This window comes from Aminobacter sp. AP02 (assembly GCF_003148805.1).
Lineage (GTDB): Bacteria > Pseudomonadota > Alphaproteobacteria > Rhizobiales > Rhizobiaceae > Aminobacter.
In genome coordinates this window covers 102,636-119,150 of the sequence record NZ_QGGX01000011.1, presented here as the reverse complement: position 1 = coordinate 119,150, position 16,515 = coordinate 102,636, and the positions used below count along the sequence as shown (strand labels likewise).

At 63.6% G+C, this 16,515-nt stretch carries 16 protein-coding genes; 12 read left to right on the top strand and 4 right to left on the bottom strand.

From position 1 onward, the window contains the following. Positions 1–152: 152 nt before the first annotated feature. Complete coding sequence (locus C8K44_RS15850; protein ID WP_109576767.1) at positions 153–1,142, top strand: glycine--tRNA ligase subunit alpha; 990 nt, start codon at positions 153–155, stop codon at positions 1,140–1,142. Continuing rightward, positions 1,142–3,433, top strand: a complete 2,292-nt coding sequence (glyS, locus tag C8K44_RS15845; protein ID WP_109576766.1) for a glycine--tRNA ligase subunit beta — start codon at positions 1,142–1,144, stop codon at positions 3,431–3,433. The genes C8K44_RS15850 and glyS overlap by 1 nt, the downstream gene beginning before the upstream one ends. A gap of 19 nt (positions 3,434–3,452) precedes the next feature. Here glyS and C8K44_RS15840 read toward each other — a convergent pair whose 3' ends face one another. Continuing rightward, positions 3,453–3,836, bottom strand: a complete 384-nt coding sequence (locus C8K44_RS15840) for a hypothetical protein (RefSeq protein ID WP_109576765.1) — start codon at positions 3,834–3,836, stop codon at positions 3,453–3,455. Positions 3,837–4,006: 170 nt separating this feature from the next. Between C8K44_RS15840 and C8K44_RS15835 the strand changes: the two genes are divergently transcribed. The 3 genes from C8K44_RS15835 to C8K44_RS15825 all read left to right on the top strand — a co-directional run bounded on the left by C8K44_RS15835 (position 4,007) and on the right by C8K44_RS15825 (position 7,156). Continuing rightward, on the top strand, positions 4,007–4,975 hold the full coding sequence (locus C8K44_RS15835; RefSeq protein WP_245417502.1) for an L-threonylcarbamoyladenylate synthase: 969 nt from the start codon (positions 4,007–4,009) through the stop codon (positions 4,973–4,975). 15 nt (positions 4,976–4,990) lie between these two features. Beyond that, positions 4,991–6,421 carry an FAD-binding oxidoreductase gene (locus C8K44_RS15830; RefSeq protein ID WP_109576764.1) on the top strand — a complete coding sequence of 477 codons (1,431 nt, stop codon included), beginning with the start codon at positions 4,991–4,993 and terminating at the stop codon, positions 6,419–6,421. Positions 6,422–6,589: 168 nt separating this feature from the next. After that, the gene (locus tag C8K44_RS15825; RefSeq protein WP_109576763.1) at positions 6,590–7,156 is read left to right on the top strand and encodes a DUF6101 family protein; all 567 of its coding nucleotides are present in this window, start codon (positions 6,590–6,592) and stop codon (positions 7,154–7,156) included. Between the two features lie 7 nt (positions 7,157–7,163). On the opposite strand, the gene ubiA is transcribed toward C8K44_RS15825, so the two are convergent. Beyond that, positions 7,164–8,147, bottom strand: a complete 984-nt coding sequence (gene ubiA / locus C8K44_RS15820) for a 4-hydroxybenzoate octaprenyltransferase (protein ID WP_109576762.1) — start codon at positions 8,145–8,147, stop codon at positions 7,164–7,166. 102 nt (positions 8,148–8,249) lie between these two features. Between ubiA and C8K44_RS15815 the strand changes: the two genes are divergently transcribed. The 3 genes from C8K44_RS15815 (at position 8,250) to purD (ending at position 10,163) form a co-directional block, all read left to right on the top strand. Further along, complete coding sequence (locus C8K44_RS15815) at positions 8,250–8,501, top strand: type II toxin-antitoxin system Phd/YefM family antitoxin (RefSeq protein ID WP_109576761.1); 252 nt, start codon at positions 8,250–8,252, stop codon at positions 8,499–8,501. Further along, the gene (locus C8K44_RS15810) at positions 8,501–8,773 is read left to right on the top strand and encodes a Txe/YoeB family addiction module toxin (protein ID WP_109576760.1); all 273 of its coding nucleotides are present in this window, start codon (positions 8,501–8,503) and stop codon (positions 8,771–8,773) included. Before C8K44_RS15815 ends, C8K44_RS15810 begins: the two co-directional genes overlap by 1 nt. A gap of 112 nt (positions 8,774–8,885) precedes the next feature. Further along, entirely contained in the window at positions 8,886–10,163 is a 1,278-nt protein-coding gene (gene purD, locus C8K44_RS15805) for a phosphoribosylamine--glycine ligase (protein WP_109576759.1), read from the top strand. On the opposite strand, the gene C8K44_RS15800 is transcribed toward purD, so the two are convergent. Further along, positions 10,160–11,356, bottom strand: coding sequence for a GH25 family lysozyme (locus tag C8K44_RS15800; RefSeq protein ID WP_109576758.1), 1,197 nt, complete (start codon positions 11,354–11,356; stop codon positions 10,160–10,162). The two genes, purD and C8K44_RS15800, sit on opposite strands and share 4 nt — an antisense overlap. A gap of 234 nt (positions 11,357–11,590) precedes the next feature. Here C8K44_RS15800 and C8K44_RS15795 point away from each other — a divergent pair, with 234 nt between their 5' ends. After that, positions 11,591–13,369 carry an acyl-CoA dehydrogenase gene (locus C8K44_RS15795; protein WP_109576757.1) on the top strand — a complete coding sequence of 593 codons (1,779 nt, stop codon included), beginning with the start codon at positions 11,591–11,593 and terminating at the stop codon, positions 13,367–13,369. A 26-nt stretch (positions 13,370–13,395) separates the two neighbouring features. After that, positions 13,396–14,148 (top strand): crotonase/enoyl-CoA hydratase family protein, encoded by a 753-nt coding sequence (locus C8K44_RS15790; protein ID WP_109576756.1) that lies wholly within the window; start codon positions 13,396–13,398, stop codon positions 14,146–14,148. A 115-nt stretch (positions 14,149–14,263) separates the two neighbouring features. Here the strand turns inward: C8K44_RS15790 and pdxH are convergent, their stop codons facing one another. Continuing rightward, positions 14,264–14,881, bottom strand: coding sequence for a pyridoxamine 5'-phosphate oxidase (gene pdxH / locus C8K44_RS15785; protein WP_109576755.1), 618 nt, complete (start codon positions 14,879–14,881; stop codon positions 14,264–14,266). A gap of 40 nt (positions 14,882–14,921) precedes the next feature. Between pdxH and C8K44_RS15780 the strand changes: the two genes are divergently transcribed. Together C8K44_RS15780 and C8K44_RS15775 are read left to right on the top strand one after the other, a co-directional pair. After that, positions 14,922–15,386, top strand: coding sequence for an RT0821/Lpp0805 family surface protein (locus C8K44_RS15780; protein WP_245417501.1), 465 nt, complete (start codon positions 14,922–14,924; stop codon positions 15,384–15,386). Between the two features lie 87 nt (positions 15,387–15,473). Continuing rightward, positions 15,474–16,430: a J domain-containing protein gene (locus tag C8K44_RS15775; RefSeq protein WP_109576754.1), complete on the top strand. Its 957-nt coding sequence runs from the start codon at positions 15,474–15,476 to the stop codon at positions 16,428–16,430. Positions 16,431–16,515: the final 85 nt, after the last annotated feature.

Below are 16,515 nucleotides of genomic sequence, written 5' to 3'. Positions count from 1 at the left end.
CCGAATGGACGCACAAAGGACGCTCTAAGTCTTTGAATCTGCGCATCGTGCTTTCCGAAAATCGCTTCCGATTTTCGGGCCGATGCGCTAGGACGAACCGTCTTGCGGCCCCGCAGTTGTGCGGGGCGCGCGCCAATGATCGAGCTTCGCCCGTGATCGACCAAATGCCCGCCCACATGCACCCCAGCCGTTCGTTTCAGGGGCTTATCCTGACGCTGCACAATTTCTGGGCTGCGCAAGGCTGCATCATTCTCCAGCCCTATGACATGGAAGTGGGCGCGGGTACGCTACATCCGGCCACGACGCTGCGCGCTCTCGGACCCCGGCGCTGGAATGCCGCTTACGTGCAGCCCTCGCGCCGTCCCAAGGACGGGCGCTATGGCGAAAACCCGAACCGGCTGCAGCATTATTACCAGTATCAGGTGATCCTGAAGCCGAACCCGGCGAATCTGCAGGAGCTGTATCTCGGCTCGCTGGCCGCGATCGGCGTCGATCCGCTGGTGCACGACATCCGTTTTGTCGAGGACGATTGGGAGAACCCGACCACCGGCTCGGCCGGTCTTGGCTGGGAGTGCTGGTGCGACGGCATGGAAGTGTCGCAGTTCACCTATTTCCAGCAGGTCTGCGGCATCGAATGCGCACCTGTCGCCGGCGAGCTGACCTATGGCCTCGAGCGCCTGGCGATGTATGTGCAGGGCGTGGACAATGTCTACGACCTCAACTTCAACGGCCTCGAAGGCAACGATAAGGTCACCTATGGCGAGGTCTTCCTGCAGGCTGAGCAGGAATATTCCCGGCACAATTTCGAGCACGCCGACACCGCCATGCTGTTCAGGCATTTCGCGGACGCCGAAGCCGAATGCAAGGCGCTGCTCGATGCCGGGGCTCCTGCCGAAGGCGGCAACCAGGCCAACCACAAGATGGTGTTCCCGGCCTATGACCAATGCATCAAGGCGAGCCATTTGCTCAACCTGCTCGACGCGCGTGGCGTGATCTCGGTCACCGAGCGCCAGAGCTACATCCTGCGCGTGCGCAACCTCGCCAAGATGTGCGGCGAGGCATTCCTTCTGACGGAAGCGGGGGGTGCCGACAGTGCGAAGACGAGCATGAAAGAAGATGGCATGCGGATGGAGAAACTCTGATGCCGGATTTGCTGCTCGAACTTCGTTCCGAAGAAATCCCCGCGCGCATGCAGCGCAAGGCGGCGGGCGATCTCAAGAAGATGCTGACCGATGGTCTTGTCGAAGCCGGCCTCACCTACGAGGCGGCGCGCGAATATTGGACGCCGCGCCGGCTGACGCTCGATATCCGTGGCCTCACGCCACGCTCCAAGGACATTCGCGAAGAGCGCAAGGGCCCGAGCACAAAGGCGCCCGAGGCCGCGATCCAGGGCTTCCTGCGTGGTGCCGGCCTTGCTTCGATTGCCGAAGCGCATGTCCATAGTGACCCCAAGAAGGGCGATTTCTACGTCGCCCACATCTCCAAGCCCGGCCGTTCGGCCGAGGAGATCATCGCCGAGCTGATGCCGGCGATCATCAAGAGCTTCCCCTGGCCCAAGTCGATGCGCTGGGGACCGGCCTCTGCCAAGCCGGGCAGCCTGCGCTGGGTGCGTCCGCTGCAGTCGATCGTGTGCACCTTCGGTCCCGAGACCGAGGAGCCGGTGGTGGTCGATTTCGAGGTCGACGGCATCCGTTCCGGCAACATCACTTATGGCCATCGTTTCCACGCGCCCGAAGCCATCAAGGTGCGCCGTTTCGACGACTATGCCGCCAAGCTCGAGTCGGCGAAGGTCGTCATCGATGCCGAGCGCCGCAAGGAAATGATCGTAGCCGACGCGCGCAATCTGGCCTTCGCCAGCGGGCTCGAGCTGGTAGAGGACGAGGGGCTGCTGGAGGAGGTTTCGGGCCTCGTCGAATGGCCTGTCGTTTTGATGGGCACCTTCGAGGACACCTATCTGCAGATCCCCGCCGAAGTCATCCGGCTGACCATCCGCGCCAACCAGAAGTGCTTCGTCACGCGCCCGCAAGGCAGCGAGGATACGCTTTCCAACCACTTCATCCTGACCTCGAACATCGAGGCCAAGGACGGCGGCAAGGAGATCGCCCACGGCAACGGCAAGGTCGTTCGCGCCCGCCTGTCGGACGCGCTCTATTTCTGGAACACCGACCAGGGCGACCTGCCGGACCTCGACACGCTGAAGCAGTCGGCCGAGGCCTTCGGGCTCGACCTCAAGAAGCCGCTCGATCAGCGCATGGCACGCCTCGACCATCTCGGCGTGACCTTCCATGCCAAGCTGGGAACACAAGGGCAGCGCGTCCAGCGCATCCGTGGCTTGGCGCGCGAGATCGCAAAGCTGGTCGGCGCCGAGCCGAAGCTGTCTGACCGCGCAGCAGTACTCGCCAAGGCCGATCTCCAGACCGAGGTCGTCGGCGAGTTTCCCGAATTGCAGGGCGCGATGGGCCGCAAATATGCGTTGCTGCAGGGCGAGAGCCCTTCGGTCGCGGCCGCAATCGAAGAACACTACAAGCCGCAAGGCCCCTCGGATCGCGTGCCGGCCGACCCGGTTTCGGTGTCGGTGGCACTCGCCGACAAGCTCGACACGCTGGTCGGCTTCTGGACAATCGACGAGAAGCCTACAGGTTCGAAGGATCCGTACGCGCTGCGCCGTGCCGCGCTCGGCATCGTCAGGATCATCCTGGCGGCGCGCGGCCGCCTGCCGCTGCAGCAACTGTTTGATGCAGCATTGCGCCAACTTGAGGAGGCCTCCGTCCAGCGCCGGCTTGCCGCATTCGAAGCCGAGCAGGCCGCCATCGACAGCGGCGACGTCGATGGCGAGCAGGATGTCGATAACGCGCTCGCCGCCTATGAGGCAGAGTTGCGCAAGGAAACGATTGATCGTGCAGCACCACTCAAGGCTGACCTGATCGCGTTCTTCCACGATCGCCTGAAGGTCTATCTGCGCGAGCTCGGCGCCCGCCACGATCTGATCGACGCGGTGATCACCCCTGACGCCGACGACCTCTTGACCATCACCCGTCGCGTCGAGGCGCTCGGCAAGTTCCTCGACACCGAAGACGGCAAGAACCTGCTCGCCGGCACCAAGCGCGCCGCCAACATTCTGGCCGCCGAGGAGAAGAAGGGGACAGCGGTTGCGAAGGCCGTCGATCCGGCTCTTTTCCGCGAGGAGGCGGAAAGCGCGCTGTTTGCACTGGTGGATCAGGCTGTCAGCGAAGCCGGCCAAGCCATTCGCAATGAAGATTTTTCCGCCGCCATGCGCGCGCTGAGCGTGTTGCGCGAACCGGTCGATTCATTCTTCGAGAAGGTTCTCGTCAATGACGAGGATGTTGCGGTGCGCGCCAATCGCTTGGCGCTGCTCGCCCGCATCCGCACGGCAACCGATCAGGTCGCCGACTTCTCCAAGATCGCGGGTTGAGCCGGGCGAAGCGACCGGACTACTGGAGCTCGGCCGATGCCGTTTCGTCAACGGGGGCCGCGCTCTGGGTCGGCATAGGTGCCTGGTCGCCAGTCGCGGCTTGCTGCGCGGGTGCTGCCGCTGCCGGCTCGGGCGAAGCGCTGCCAACCTCGCCGCCTCGGATGACCATCAGTTCGCCGCCCAGCTTGGTGGCCTTGCTTTTGGAGGACGAGTCGACTGCCGCGACCTTGCCGGCGTCAATCGATGGAACGCCGATCGCGATGATCGAGCTCGCCGATTTCGGAGCGCCGACCAGAATCGATGACGGGCTGGTCGCATCGCCTTCGACGACGATGATGGAAGATGCATGAGCGGCACCGGACATGGAGATACCGGCCGCAAGAAACGCAGCAAACAGACGCATTTGGCCCCCGCAGTTGAAGCAGTTTTCGCGAACAACCTATCAGAGCGGCGGTTGCGGCCGGCTTGCAAAGATGCCGTGCATTTTAGCCAATGGCTGAAATCTTGGGTGCCGTGCCTTGTCGCGTTGCCTGATGCGGGCTAGGGACCGGGCATGCAACTGGAAGCTATGACGTGGCGAAGCTGATCGCAGCGGACAAGGCGATGGACGCAGCACTTGCGCTGCTGGGCGCGGGCGAGGTCGTCGCTATACCGACAGAGACCGTCTATGGCCTGGCCGGCGACGCCACCCATGGCGAAGCGGTCGCGCGCATCTTCGAAGCCAAGGGCAGGCCGCGTTTCAACCCCCTGATCGCCCATGTCGCCGACATGGCCATGGCCGAGCGCATCGGCGTGTTCGACCCGCTGTCGCGCAAGCTCGCCGAAAAATTCTGGCCGGGGCCTTTGACGCTTGTCGTGCCGTTGCGCCCAGGCGCGGGTATCCATCCGCTGGTGACGGCAGGTCTCGATACGATTGCGCTGCGCATGCCGAAGGGCTTTGGCGGCACGTTGATCGCCAGGCTCGGTCGGCCGCTGGCAGCTCCCAGCGCCAACAGCTCGGGCAAGATCAGCGCGACCAGCGGCGAGGCGGTGGCGAGCGATCTCGGTAAACGTATCCCCCTTGTCGTCGACGGCGGTCCGACGTCGGTCGGGCTCGAGTCGACCATCGTCAAGGTAGAGGACGGCAATGTGCGGCTGCTGCGCCCGGGCGGCGTGCCTGCGAGCGAAATTGAGTCTGTCGCCGGCATGCCCCTGTTGCGCGGGGTGACCGCAGGCATCGAGGCGCCGGGCATGCTTGCCTCGCATTACGCGCCGGGTGCCCTGATGCGCCTCAATGCCGACAGCGTCGGGGCAGGAGAGGCCTTGCTTGGCTTTGGTCCCCATCGCGCCGAAGGCTGGCAGCAGGCGCGCGCTTTCCTCAACCTGTCCGAAACAGGCGATCTGCGCGAAGCGGCGACAAACCTTTTTGCGCATCTGCAAGCGCTCGACCGCAGTGGCGCTGAACTGATCGCCGTTGAGCCGGTGCCCTCGGGAGAACTTGGCGAGGCGATCAACGACAGGCTGGCGCGTGCTGCCGCGCCGCGTGACAATCCCCACATCTGAACTTAGCTTCATCACATGACCCAGAATCTCCCAGGCCTCGATCCCGCGCTTGCCGAGCGCTTTGCCGCCATCGTCGGCGAACGCTACGCCGTTCGCGCGGAAGTCGATATCGAACCTTACGTGCACGAACCGCGCGGCCTGTTCACGGGCGCGACCACTCTGGTTCTGCGCCCGGCAAACGTCGAGGAGGTGAGCGCGATCATGAAGCTCGCCACCGAAACCCGTACGCCGATCGTGCCGCAAGGCGGCAATACCGGCCTCGTCGGAGGCCAGGTGCCCGACCGTTCGGGTGGCCAGGTCGTGCTGTCGCTGTCGCGTCTCAACCGCATCCGCGAGATCGATCCGGTGTCGAATACGGTGATCGCCGAGGCTGGCGTCGTGCTTGATGTGCTGCACAAGGCTGCTGACGATGTCGATCGTCTCTACCCGCTGTCGCTTGCTTCGCAGGGGTCGTGCCAGATCGGCGGCAACCTGTCGTCCAATGCCGGCGGCACGGGCGTTGTCGCCTATGGCAATGCGCGCGAATTGTGCCTCGGCGTCGAAGTCGTCTTGCCCACCGGCGAAGTGCTCGACGACCTGCGCAAGCTCAAGAAGGACAACACCGGCTACGACCTGAAGAACCTGTTCGTCGGCGCCGAAGGCACGCTCGGCGTGATCACGGCTGCGGTGCTGAAGCTCTATCCCAAGCCAAAGGGCCGCGAGGTGGCCTGGGTCGGCCTGTCGTCGCCGGAGGCAGCCCTGGCGCTGTTCGACCGTGCCCAGGACCTCGCCGGCAGCGCCCTGACCGCGTTCGAGCTGATCGGGCACCTGCCGATGGAGTTCGCCATGCGCCACATTCCCGACGCGCGGCCGCCGCTGGAAGGCGACTGGCCCTGGCAGGTGCTGATGGAAATCTCATCGGGCCGCTCGGCCGAGGACGCGCGCACGCTGATCGAGGACATTCTCTCGGCAGGATTCGAGGCCGAGCAGGTCGGCGATGCGGCGATTGCCGCGAGCGTTGCCCACGCCAACGAATTCTGGCGCTTGCGCGAGATGCTGCCTGAAACGCAGAAGGCGGAAGGCGCATCGATCAAGCACGACATTTCCGTGCCGATCGCCAGCATCCCCGCCTTCATCGAGCAGGGGGCGCTTGCCGTTGCACGTGTCAGCCCTGAGGCGCGTGTGGTTTGCTTCGGCCACATGGGCGACGGCAACCTGCACTACAACATCTCCCAGCCGGTTGGCATGGACGGCGCAGCGTTTCTCGCGCTGTATCGCCAGATGAACAAGGCGGTACATGACGTCGTGCGCGCCATGAACGGTTCGATCTCGGCCGAGCATGGCATCGGCCAGCTCAAGCGCGACGAACTGATCGCCACCGCACCGCCCATCGCCATGGATCTGATGCGGCGGATCAAGTCGGCATTCGATCCTGCCGGCATCATGAACCCCGGCAAGACGATTTGAACGACTCTGGTGGTATTCCGATAACCATCGGAGAGATCAGCAAAATTTAACCCAATTTCTTAAGCGGGGCGGTAAGGACCCCCCGCTAGTGTCCTTCCCAACGAGACCGGGAAAACTGGTCCGGAGAGACCGGAAGCCGGCTCTCAGGAGATAACAGGAAGGCACAATATGAACACCGGACTGAAGCCAGTCTGGGCGGGACGCAACATGCGCCTCGACCCGTTCCGCTTGCCGCAAAAGGTCAGCTACACCACGCGTGACGACCTTGGCGACGTCACCTTCACGATCGACCATCGCGGCGCGGTGATCCGCCGCGTTCTGGCGCTAAGCGGGCTTCCCGCTGCCATCGCACTGCCGGCGCGGGCCTTCCGCGGTGTCGCGGCGCGTGCCATGGAAGACGAAAACCTGAACGTCACGGTGACGCTGGAACTGCTGCACAACGATCCGATGCTGTCGGTGCCGCTGCTGGTCGCCGACGATCTCGAGGACGTCGCCGCCGACTGGCGCGCCTGGGCCGACTACTACAGCCTGCCGATGCTGCTGATCGAGGCCGACGGCGTCGCCCGCACGCTGGAAGAGTCGCTGGGTGCGGCGATCAAGACGATGCCGCCGCAGGAGCGCCGCAAGGGCCGGGTGTCGCGCATGCGCCGGCCACGTTTCCTGGCCCGCCGCAAGTCGGGCGAACTGGGAGTGCGGCTCGTCATCGACGGCGAAGAGATCATCGCCCGGGCATGACGCAAATCTAGATCAGCGGCTTCAGCGCCACCCAGGCGCCGCCGCAGACCAGGCCGATGAAGATGATCCAGCCGACCTGGCCATTCGACCTGAACAGCCTGAGGCACTGGTCTGGATCGTCGATATCGAGGGTGATGATCTGCCTTGCCATATGTATGCCGGCGGCAACGAGGCCAGCGAGCGCCGGCATCGGCACCTGTGCAATCGCAAAGGCAGTAGCAAACAGCATCAGCGCGCCGGCATAAAGCCCAACCAGCCATGACTTGGTGTTTTCGCCGAAGAAGCGTGCGGTCGACTTCACGCCGACCAGCGCGTCGTCTTCCTTGTCCTGGTGGGCGTAGATCGTGTCGTAGCCGATCACCCACATGATCGAACCGATATAGAGCAGCACTGCCGGGCCGTCGATGTCGCCGAACTCGGCCGCCCAACCCATCAGCGCGCCCCATGAAAAGGCAAGGCCGAGCACGAATTGCGGCCAGTTGGTGATACGCTTCATGAACGGGTAAATCGCAACGATGGCGAGCGACGAGATGCCGAGCAGGATGGCGAAGCTGTTGAACTGCAACAGCACGACGAGGCCGACCAGCGCCTGAAGCACGAGGAACATCCAGGCCTGACGGCGGCTGACCTGGCCGGAAGGAAGGGGGCGCGAACGCGTGCGCTCGACCTGGGCGTCGATACCCTCGTCGACGAGGTCGTTGTAGGTGCAGCCGGCGCCGCGCATGGCGATGGCACCGATCAGGAACAGCATCAGGAACCAGGGCGAGGGCAATAGCGAGATCAGGCTGTCGCCTGGCCGCGCAAAAGCGCTTGCCGCCATCGCCGCCGACCACCAGCACGGCCAGAGCAACAGCACCCAGCCGATCGGCCGGTCCCAGCGCGCCAGCTGTGCGTAAGGCCAGAGGCTGCGCGGCAAGGCGCGGTAAACCCAATGGCGGGATGGCGCGTCGGCAACTCGGCCCTGGCCGGCTTTTGATTGGATCTGTTCCATATGACGGGAGTGCCAGCGAGGCGGGCGGGCGTCAAGCTGCTCTGACTTGATGCCAGTTATCTGTACGTATATATGTACAGAAGTGGAATGAGGAGGTCGAACATGACCTATGTGACGCTGACTGAACTGCGCGCCAACATGGCCAAGCATTTCGACAAGATCGAGGCAGATCGCACCGAGCTGGTGGTGACAAGGCAGAATCATGAGCCGGTGGTAGTGATGGCACTTTCCGAACTCGAAGGTCTTCGCGAGACGCTGCACCTACTGAGTTCTCGTGCCAATGCTGAACATCTCCAGCGCTCGATTGCTGAGCTCGATGCTGGCGAGGTGGTTGAGCGAGATCTCATTGAGTAATGCGGATCGTCTTTTCGCAAGCTTCGTGGTCCGACTACCTGTTTTGGCAGCAGAACGACAAAGTTGTCTGCGACCGGATAAATGAGCTTGCCAAGGATACGATGCGGTCGCCATTCGTCGGGATCGGCAAGCCTGAACCACTCTCGGGCAACTTCTCAGGCTTCTGGTCGCGACGCATCACGCGCGAGCACAGGTTCATCTACAGAGTGACTGGAAAGGGCGAAACGCAGGCGCTCGAGATTGCCGCATGCCGCTATCATTATGACAGGTAGCTTGTCGCCGTTTTCCCACTACAGGCAATCGGTAACTCGTTCTCTCCTTGACCTTAGCCGCCACGACCACTAGCGGGTGCATCACGTCCAGCAGCGGCAAGAGGTCACTCGCATGAATGTTCTGCTCATCGGCTCCGGCGGCCGCGAACACGCGCTGGCTTGGAAGCTTGCGGCGTCGCCGATGCTGACCAAGCTTTATGCCGCGCCTGGCAACCCGGGCATCGCGCAAGAAGCTGAATTGGTGGCGCTCGATCTCGCCAACCATGCGGCGGTGGCCGCGTTCTGCAAGGACAAGGCCATCGATCTCGTCGTCGTCGGTCCCGAGGGCCCGCTGGTCGCCGGCATCGGCGATGACCTGCGCGCCCAAGGCATCCGTGTGTTTGGCCCCTCGAAGGCGGCGGCCCAGCTCGAGGGCTCCAAGGGTTTCACCAAGGATCTCTGCACCCGCTACGGCATTCCGACCGCCGCCTATGGCCGTTTCGACAACGCCGCCGATGCCCGCGCCTATGTCGAGAAGATGGGTGCGCCGATCGTTATCAAGGCCGATGGCCTGGCCGCCGGCAAGGGCGTGACCGTGGCCATGACGCTCGATGAAGCATTGGGCGCCGTGGACGGCTGCTTCGAGGGCGCGTTCGGCGGTGCAGGGGCTTCCGTTGTGATCGAAGAATTCATGACTGGCGAGGAGGCAAGTTTCTTTTGCCTCTGCGATGGCAAGACCGCGCTGCCTTTCGGCACCGCGCAGGATCACAAACGCGTCGGCGACGGCGATGTCGGGCCCAATACGGGCGGCATGGGCGCCTATTCGCCGGCTCCGGTCATGACGCCCGAGCTGATCGAGCAGACGATGCGCGAGATCGTGGAGCCGACGATGCGCGGCATGGCCGAAATGGGCGCCCCCTTCGCCGGCGTTTTGTTCGCCGGCCTGATGCTGACCGACAAGGGCCCGAAGCTGATCGAATACAACACCCGCTTCGGCGACCCAGAATGCCAGGTGCTGATGATGCGGCTGAAGGAAGATCTTCTCGTGCTGCTCAATGCAGCCGCCGATGGCCAGCTCACGCATGTATCGGCGCGCTGGCGAAACGAGGCGGCGCTGACTGTTGTGATGGCGGCCAAGGGCTATCCAGGAACGCCGGAAAAAGGCTCTGTCATCTCAGGTCTCGACAAGGCCGAGGCCTCGGGGGCCCAGGTGTTCCATGCCGGTACAGCGATGCATGAAGGCAAGATCGTGGCCAGTGGCGGGCGTGTGCTGAACGTCACGGCGACAGGCCTCAGCGTTGGTGAAGCGCAGAAAAAGGCCTATGCGGCGGTGGATCTGCTCGATTGGCCGGAAGGGTTTTGCCGCCGCGATATCGGCTGGCGCGCGGTCGAGCGCGAACAGCAGGCCTAACGTCCAGCGCTGTCGAGTTCGGTGGAAGCAGTCGAAACGGTGTCGAGTTCGACCTTGCGAATTTCGCGCGCCCGTTGGTCAAGCCTTGAGGCGATATACTCGGCCATGCCATTGGCGTAGCGGCTGGCGGGCGCCTTGACTGTCGGCAGCGTGGCGACGACGGCATTGTTCCAGCTCGCTCGAAACGCCTCGGCAAGAAGATCGAGGCGCACCGGATAGGCGACCGAGGCATAGGCGATGCGGCTTTCGCCCTTGAGGCCTTGGTCGCGCGCGATCGGCAGCGGCACGTTGAGCATGAAGTCGTCCGTCGTTTCTATCAGCTGGCCGAACGGCCAGATTTTACGCAAACCGTCGGCGTCCATTGGAGCGACATTGACGTCGATGTCGTTGGGTGTGCCGGCGACGCGGTAGGGGCAGCGGCGGATGCCGCAATTGGCTTGCGCCGAGAATTGCCACAGCGAATAGCCTTGCCAGTTGCCTTTCGGAAAATGGATGCCGATCTCGGGCTTGTAGCGGGCATACCACAGCGGCAGGCGCGACAAGAGCCGGTAGCGGTAGCGATTGTCGGCGATGTAGCGAGATGTCGTGCCGTTGGTGTAGAGGATCGGGTAGCGGCCGGTGCGCTGGAAGATGCGGCGCACAAACAGTTCGGCGTCCTCCAGCGACATCCATTTGGCCGGATCGTTTTCCTCGATGTCGATGGCCATCAGGTCGTCGGGACCCGGCTCGGCGAAGTCGAGGAAGTTGTCGGCCTGTTCGATCGGATTACCAGGGCGGGCGAGGTGGTAGGCGCCCCATTTGAGGCCAAGCGCCTTGGCGACGACCTTGCGCGTGTGGAACAGTTCGCGGGCCACCGCATGGCGCTTCCACAGCGCCTTGCAAAGCTTGTAGGCGGTTTCCTCGCCGGAGCAGGAATAGGGCGGCGCCAGGCCGTCCGAGGCCTTGTTGATGAAGCCGACGATGCGTTTGTCGCCCGACAGCTTCTGCCAGTCGATGGAATTGTATTCGTAGGCGTCGATGACCAGCGCGCGGTCGACCTTCTTCCACGGTTCGGAGAAGTCGGAGGCATGGGAGGCGGCTGGAAGGTGGAATGTCCACGCGGCGGTGAGCGCTGCGAGCGCAAGACGTTGAAGCTTAGACGCCAATCCCCTCAAACGGCGATCCTCGGTGACAAGCCGATGGTGAACCGCCATGGTTAAGGAAATGCTGATGAAGCTCCACCGCCTCTAGGTTGAAAGCGACAGCGCCCTGCGGGCCTCGGCAAAGTCATTAACAAGGGTGTGGCGCGCGTGCGGTTGGACTTTGGCGCAAAGCGCGGGTTAAAATTTGACGTTTACGTAAAAAGTCACTTCCCCTTGTTGAAGGAACGCGGCTAGTGTGCGTGAAAGGCCGCGACAGCAGTTATCAGGCCAGCAGGAGGAAGCTTCATGTACCGCGCCCCGGTGGAAGAGATTGCCTTTGCGTTGAAGCATGTCGCGGGGCTGAAGGCCGCGCTCGACGCGGGTACCTTCGGCGATCTCGGCGAGGACCTGATCGACGCCATACTGGGCGAGGCCGGCCGCTTCGCCAGCGAGGAAGTGGCCCCGCTCTACGAGGTCGGTGACAGGGTCGGCGCCAAGCTCAAGGACGCTGAAGTGACCATGCCGCCCGGCTGGAAAGACGTCTACAAGAACTGGACCGAAGGCGGCTGGAACAGTCTGAACGGTCCCGAGGAGCATGGCGGGCAGGGCCTGCCTACCATGATGGGGGTTGCCGCCCTTGAAATGTGGAACTCGGCCTCGATGGCCTTCGGCATTGGCCCGACCCTGTCCATGGGGGCTGTCGAGGCACTCGAAAGGCACGCGTCGGAAGAACTGAAGGCAGCCTATCTCGCCAAGCTCGTCTCCGGCGAGTGGATGGGCACCATGAACCTGACCGAGCCGCAGGCCGGTTCGGACCTCGCCGCATTGCGCACGCGCGCCGAACGCGCCGGCGACGGCACCTATCGCATCTTCGGCCAGAAGATCTTCATCACCTATGGCGAGCACGATTTCACCGACAACATCGTTCACCTTGTGCTGGCGCGGCTGCCCGATGCACCCGCCGGCACGCGCGGCATCTCGCTGTTTCTGGTGCCGAAGTTCCTGCTCAACGAAGATGGCACGCCTGGTGCGCGCAATGACGTGTTCTGCTCGGGCCTCGAGGAAAAGCTCGGCATCCATGCCTCGCCGACCTGCACGATGATCTATGGCGACGGTTTCGCCAAGGCCCGCGAGGCGGGCGCTGTCGGCTGGCTGATCGGCGAGGAGAACAAGGGCCTGGCCTGCATGTTCACCATGATGAACAATGCCCGCTTGCTGGTCGGCATCCAGGGCGTGGCCATTGCCGAGACCGCCTTCCAGAAAGCGCTCGCTTATGCCAACGACCGTCGCCAGGGCAAGGCGTCGTCCTACAAGGGCGAGGGCATGGCACCCATCGTCCACCACCCCGACGTCCAGCGAAATCTTTTGACCATGAAGACGCTGACCCAGACCGCGCGCGCCATCGCCTATTCCTGCGCCCACGCCATCGACATGGCCAGGGTTTCGGAAGGCACCGACAAGGCGCACTGGCACGATCGAGCCAATCTTCTGACCCCGGTGGCGAAAGCCTTTGCCACCGATGTCGGCGTCGAGGTGGCCTCGCTCGGCGTGCAGGTCCATGGCGGCATGGGTTTCATCGAAGAGACGGGCGCCGCGGCCCTTTTGCGCGACGCCCGCATCGCCCCGATCTACGAGGGCACCAACGGCATCCAGGCCATCGACCTGGTCACCCGCAAGCTACCGCTCGGCGGCGGCGAGCACGTGTTCGGCTACATCAAGGAACTGGACGGCATCGCAATTGCGGTCGCTGCGATGAACAGCAAGGACTACGGCCGCACCGCTCTCAATATCGATCAGGCACTCGACGATCTGCAAGACGCCACGCGCGATCTGCAAATCAAGCTGAGCGACGGCCGAACGGACGAGGCGCTGGCCGGGGCAACGCCCTATCTCAGGCTGTTCGCGCTGGTGGCGGGCGGCGCCTATCTGGCGCGCGCGGCCCTTGCCGACGGCGATCAAAACCGAATCGCTCTTTGCAGGTTCTTCGCCGAGAACCTGCTTGGCGAGACGGCCGCATTGAAAGATCGCATCACCGGCGGCGCAGGCAGCCTAGCCGCTGCCGCCACAGCGCTGATTTCGGCGTGAGATCTGGAACCAGGGACAAGACTGACGTGAGCGACCACATTCTCATCGAACGGCAGGACGCCGTGCAGATCATCCGGATGAACCGTCCGGACAAGAAAAACGCCATCACCCGCGCCATGTATGCCGAGATGGCGGCGGCGCTTGCCGCGGGCGACGCCGATCCAGCCGTGCGCTGCCATGTCTTCCTCGGCGTCCCCGGCGCGTTCTCGTCCGGCAACGACCTTGCCGATTTCATGGCGATTGCGACGGGCGGCGAAGGCGGCGGCGAAGTATGGGATTTCCTGCTTGCCCTGGCCGGCACCGAAAGGCCCGTCATTTCGGGTGTCGACGGCATCGCCGTTGGCATCGGCACGACGATCAACCTCCATTGCGACCTGACGTTCGCGACGCCCCGAACCATTTTCCGCACGCCTTTCGTCGACCTAGGGCTGGTGCCCGAGGCCGGTTCGAGCTTGCTTGCGCCACAGGTGCTCGGACTCCAGGGCGCCTTTGCGCTGCTCGGATTGGGCGAGGGTTTCAGCGCCGAACGTGCGCAGTCTTCGGGACTGATCTACAAGGTCGTGGCCGAAGACGAACTGGAAGCGGCAACGCTTGCCGCCGCCCGCGAGATCGCTGCCAAGCCACCCGAGGCACTGAAGATCGCGCGCGACCTGATGCGCGGGAACCGCTCGGAGCTTGTCGCGCGCATCAAGGAAGAGGGCGCGCATTTCCGCGCCCGGCTCAAGTCTGACGAGGCGCGTGCGGCGCTCGTTGCCTTCATGTCGCGCAAGAAGGGCTGATTTCCCTCAACCCGATCGCCAAGCGGACCGGGGTAGGCGATGAAGTCCTACGCCGTCGCGCTCGCTTCGCATCGCTAGTTCGCAGGCCCTCCAGCAACGGGGAGGGTAACGCACGTCACGGATAGAGCCGGTCCTTTTCCCAGCCGCCGTCGGCGGTGCGGGTGAAGACGATGCGGTCGTGCAGTCTAAATGGGCGATCGTGCCAGAATTCGATCTGGCTCGGCACGATGCGGAAACCAGACCAATGCGGTGGCCGCGGGATTTCGCCGACGACATGGCGGGCGGTGTATTCGGCGACCGCCTTCTCCAGCGCGAAGCGGCTTTCGAGCGGGCGTGACTGCTTCGATGCCCAGGCGCCTATCCGGCTGCCGCGCGGGCGCGTGGCGAAATACTCGTCGGCTTCCGCGTCGGTGACGATTTCCACCGGGCCGCGCACCCGAACCTGGCGGCGTAGAGATTTCCAGTGGAAACACATCGCCGCCTTCATCGTCGCGAGGATTTCGCGGCCCTTGGCGCTTTCGAAATTGGTGTAGAAGACGAAGCCATGTTCGTCGAATCCCTTGAGCAGCACCATGCGCACGTCAGGCAGTCCGTCGGTATCGACGGTCGCCAATGCCAGTGCCGTCGGATCGTTCGGCTCGCTGGCCGTTGCATCCTTCAGCCACGCGGCAAAAAGCCGGAAAGGCTCCGCGCTCTCCGTGAAGTCACTGCTTGTTAACTCTGTGTCCGTCATAGCTTACTCGTCCTGCCATTTCCGACCGGGAGAATGCCTATTGTCGCGCTTCGCGCAAGCCTTTGAGGGCCATTGCCTCCCACAATTCGGGTTCCGATCCTTCAAGGTGCTGCTGCTGCTTAGCCTGACGACGATCAGCGCCTGTGGTGCCGGCGGCTTCAGCCTGGACAAGGCGGAGGTGGATCGCAGCCTGGTGACCAACAAGATTCCCGACGATGTGAATAGGACCACCGATGCGAATCGGCTGGCCGACGAGACGACCATCCGCAACGCGGTTTCGTCCGCCGACGTCGCCGAGTTGAAGGGGCAGGCGATCCCCTGGGCCAATGCCGACACCGGTTCGCGCGGTGCCATCAGCGCGCTTGTGGAAAGCACCGAGCGTGGTGTTCTGTGTCGTGAGTTCGCCGTCTCGCGCGAAAGCTTTGATGGCGTAAGACTGTTCAAGGGCGAGATTTGTTCCGCCGGAGCCGGGGCCTGGCAGATGCTGGCATTCGAACCTGTGTGAAGTCCGCGGCACTCCGCCTCTGGAATTTCTTCCTAGCCGAGCGCATATAGGAAGGGACCAACCCTTTTCTCTATTATGGAATGAGACATGCGCGACCCCTATGAGGTGCTGGGCGTTGCCAAGAACGCCTCGGCCAAGGACATAAAGGCGGCTTATCGCAAGCTCGCCAAGAAGCATCATCCGGATCAGAACCCTGATGATCCGAAGGCGAAGGAACGCTTTGCCGCCGCGAACCAAGCCTATGAGATTCTCGGCGACGAGAAGAAAAAGGCGGCCTTTGACCACGGCGAGATCGACGCCGAGGGCAAGCAGCGCTTCCATGGCTTCGAAGGTGCCGCAGGCGGTGACCCTTTCGGCGGCTTTCGCCGTCAGCAGGCGGGGCCTGGCGGATCGCGATTTGAATTCCGTTCCGGCGGTCCGGGTGGCGCGTCTTTTGATGCCGGTGACATTTTCAGCCAGATTTTCGGCGATTCGTTCAGCCAGCGCGGCCAGGGACCTGGCCCGGGGGCAGGTGGCGGGGCCGGCATGGGTGGCGGCGGGCAGCGCGCCCAGCCGGGAGCGGACGTCAATGTCACGCTCGATGTGACCATCGAGGAAGCCGCGACCGCGCCAAAGGTCACGGCGATGTTCCCTGACGGCCGCAAGCTCGCGGTCAAGCTGCCGGAATTCGTCGAGGACGGCCAGACGATCAGGCTCAAGGGCCAGGGCGAGCAGGGATTTGGCGGTGCCGGCGACGCACTGGTCAAGATCAGGTTTCGCCGTCATCCGCGCTACCGAGTCGAGGGCAGGGACCTGCATGTCGACCTGCCGGTGAGCCTCAAGGACGCGGTGCTCGGTACAAAGGCGGCGGTCGAGACGCCCACCGGCCGGCTGGCGGTGAAAATTCCCGAGTGGTCGAGTTCCGACAAGGTGCTGCGCCTCAAGGGCCGCGGCCTGCCCGAAAAGGCAGGCGGCCACGGTGACCTTTATGCCCACGTCCGTGTCATGCTGCCTGAAGGCGGCGATGCGGCGCTCGCGGAACTGCTGCGCAAGTCGGCCGACTGACGCAAGGCTTGCGTCACGTCCGAGGTCCATGGCCCTGGCCTTGCGACGATGGTTGCATGAAAGCTTGAAGGTGCAGATTGCCTAT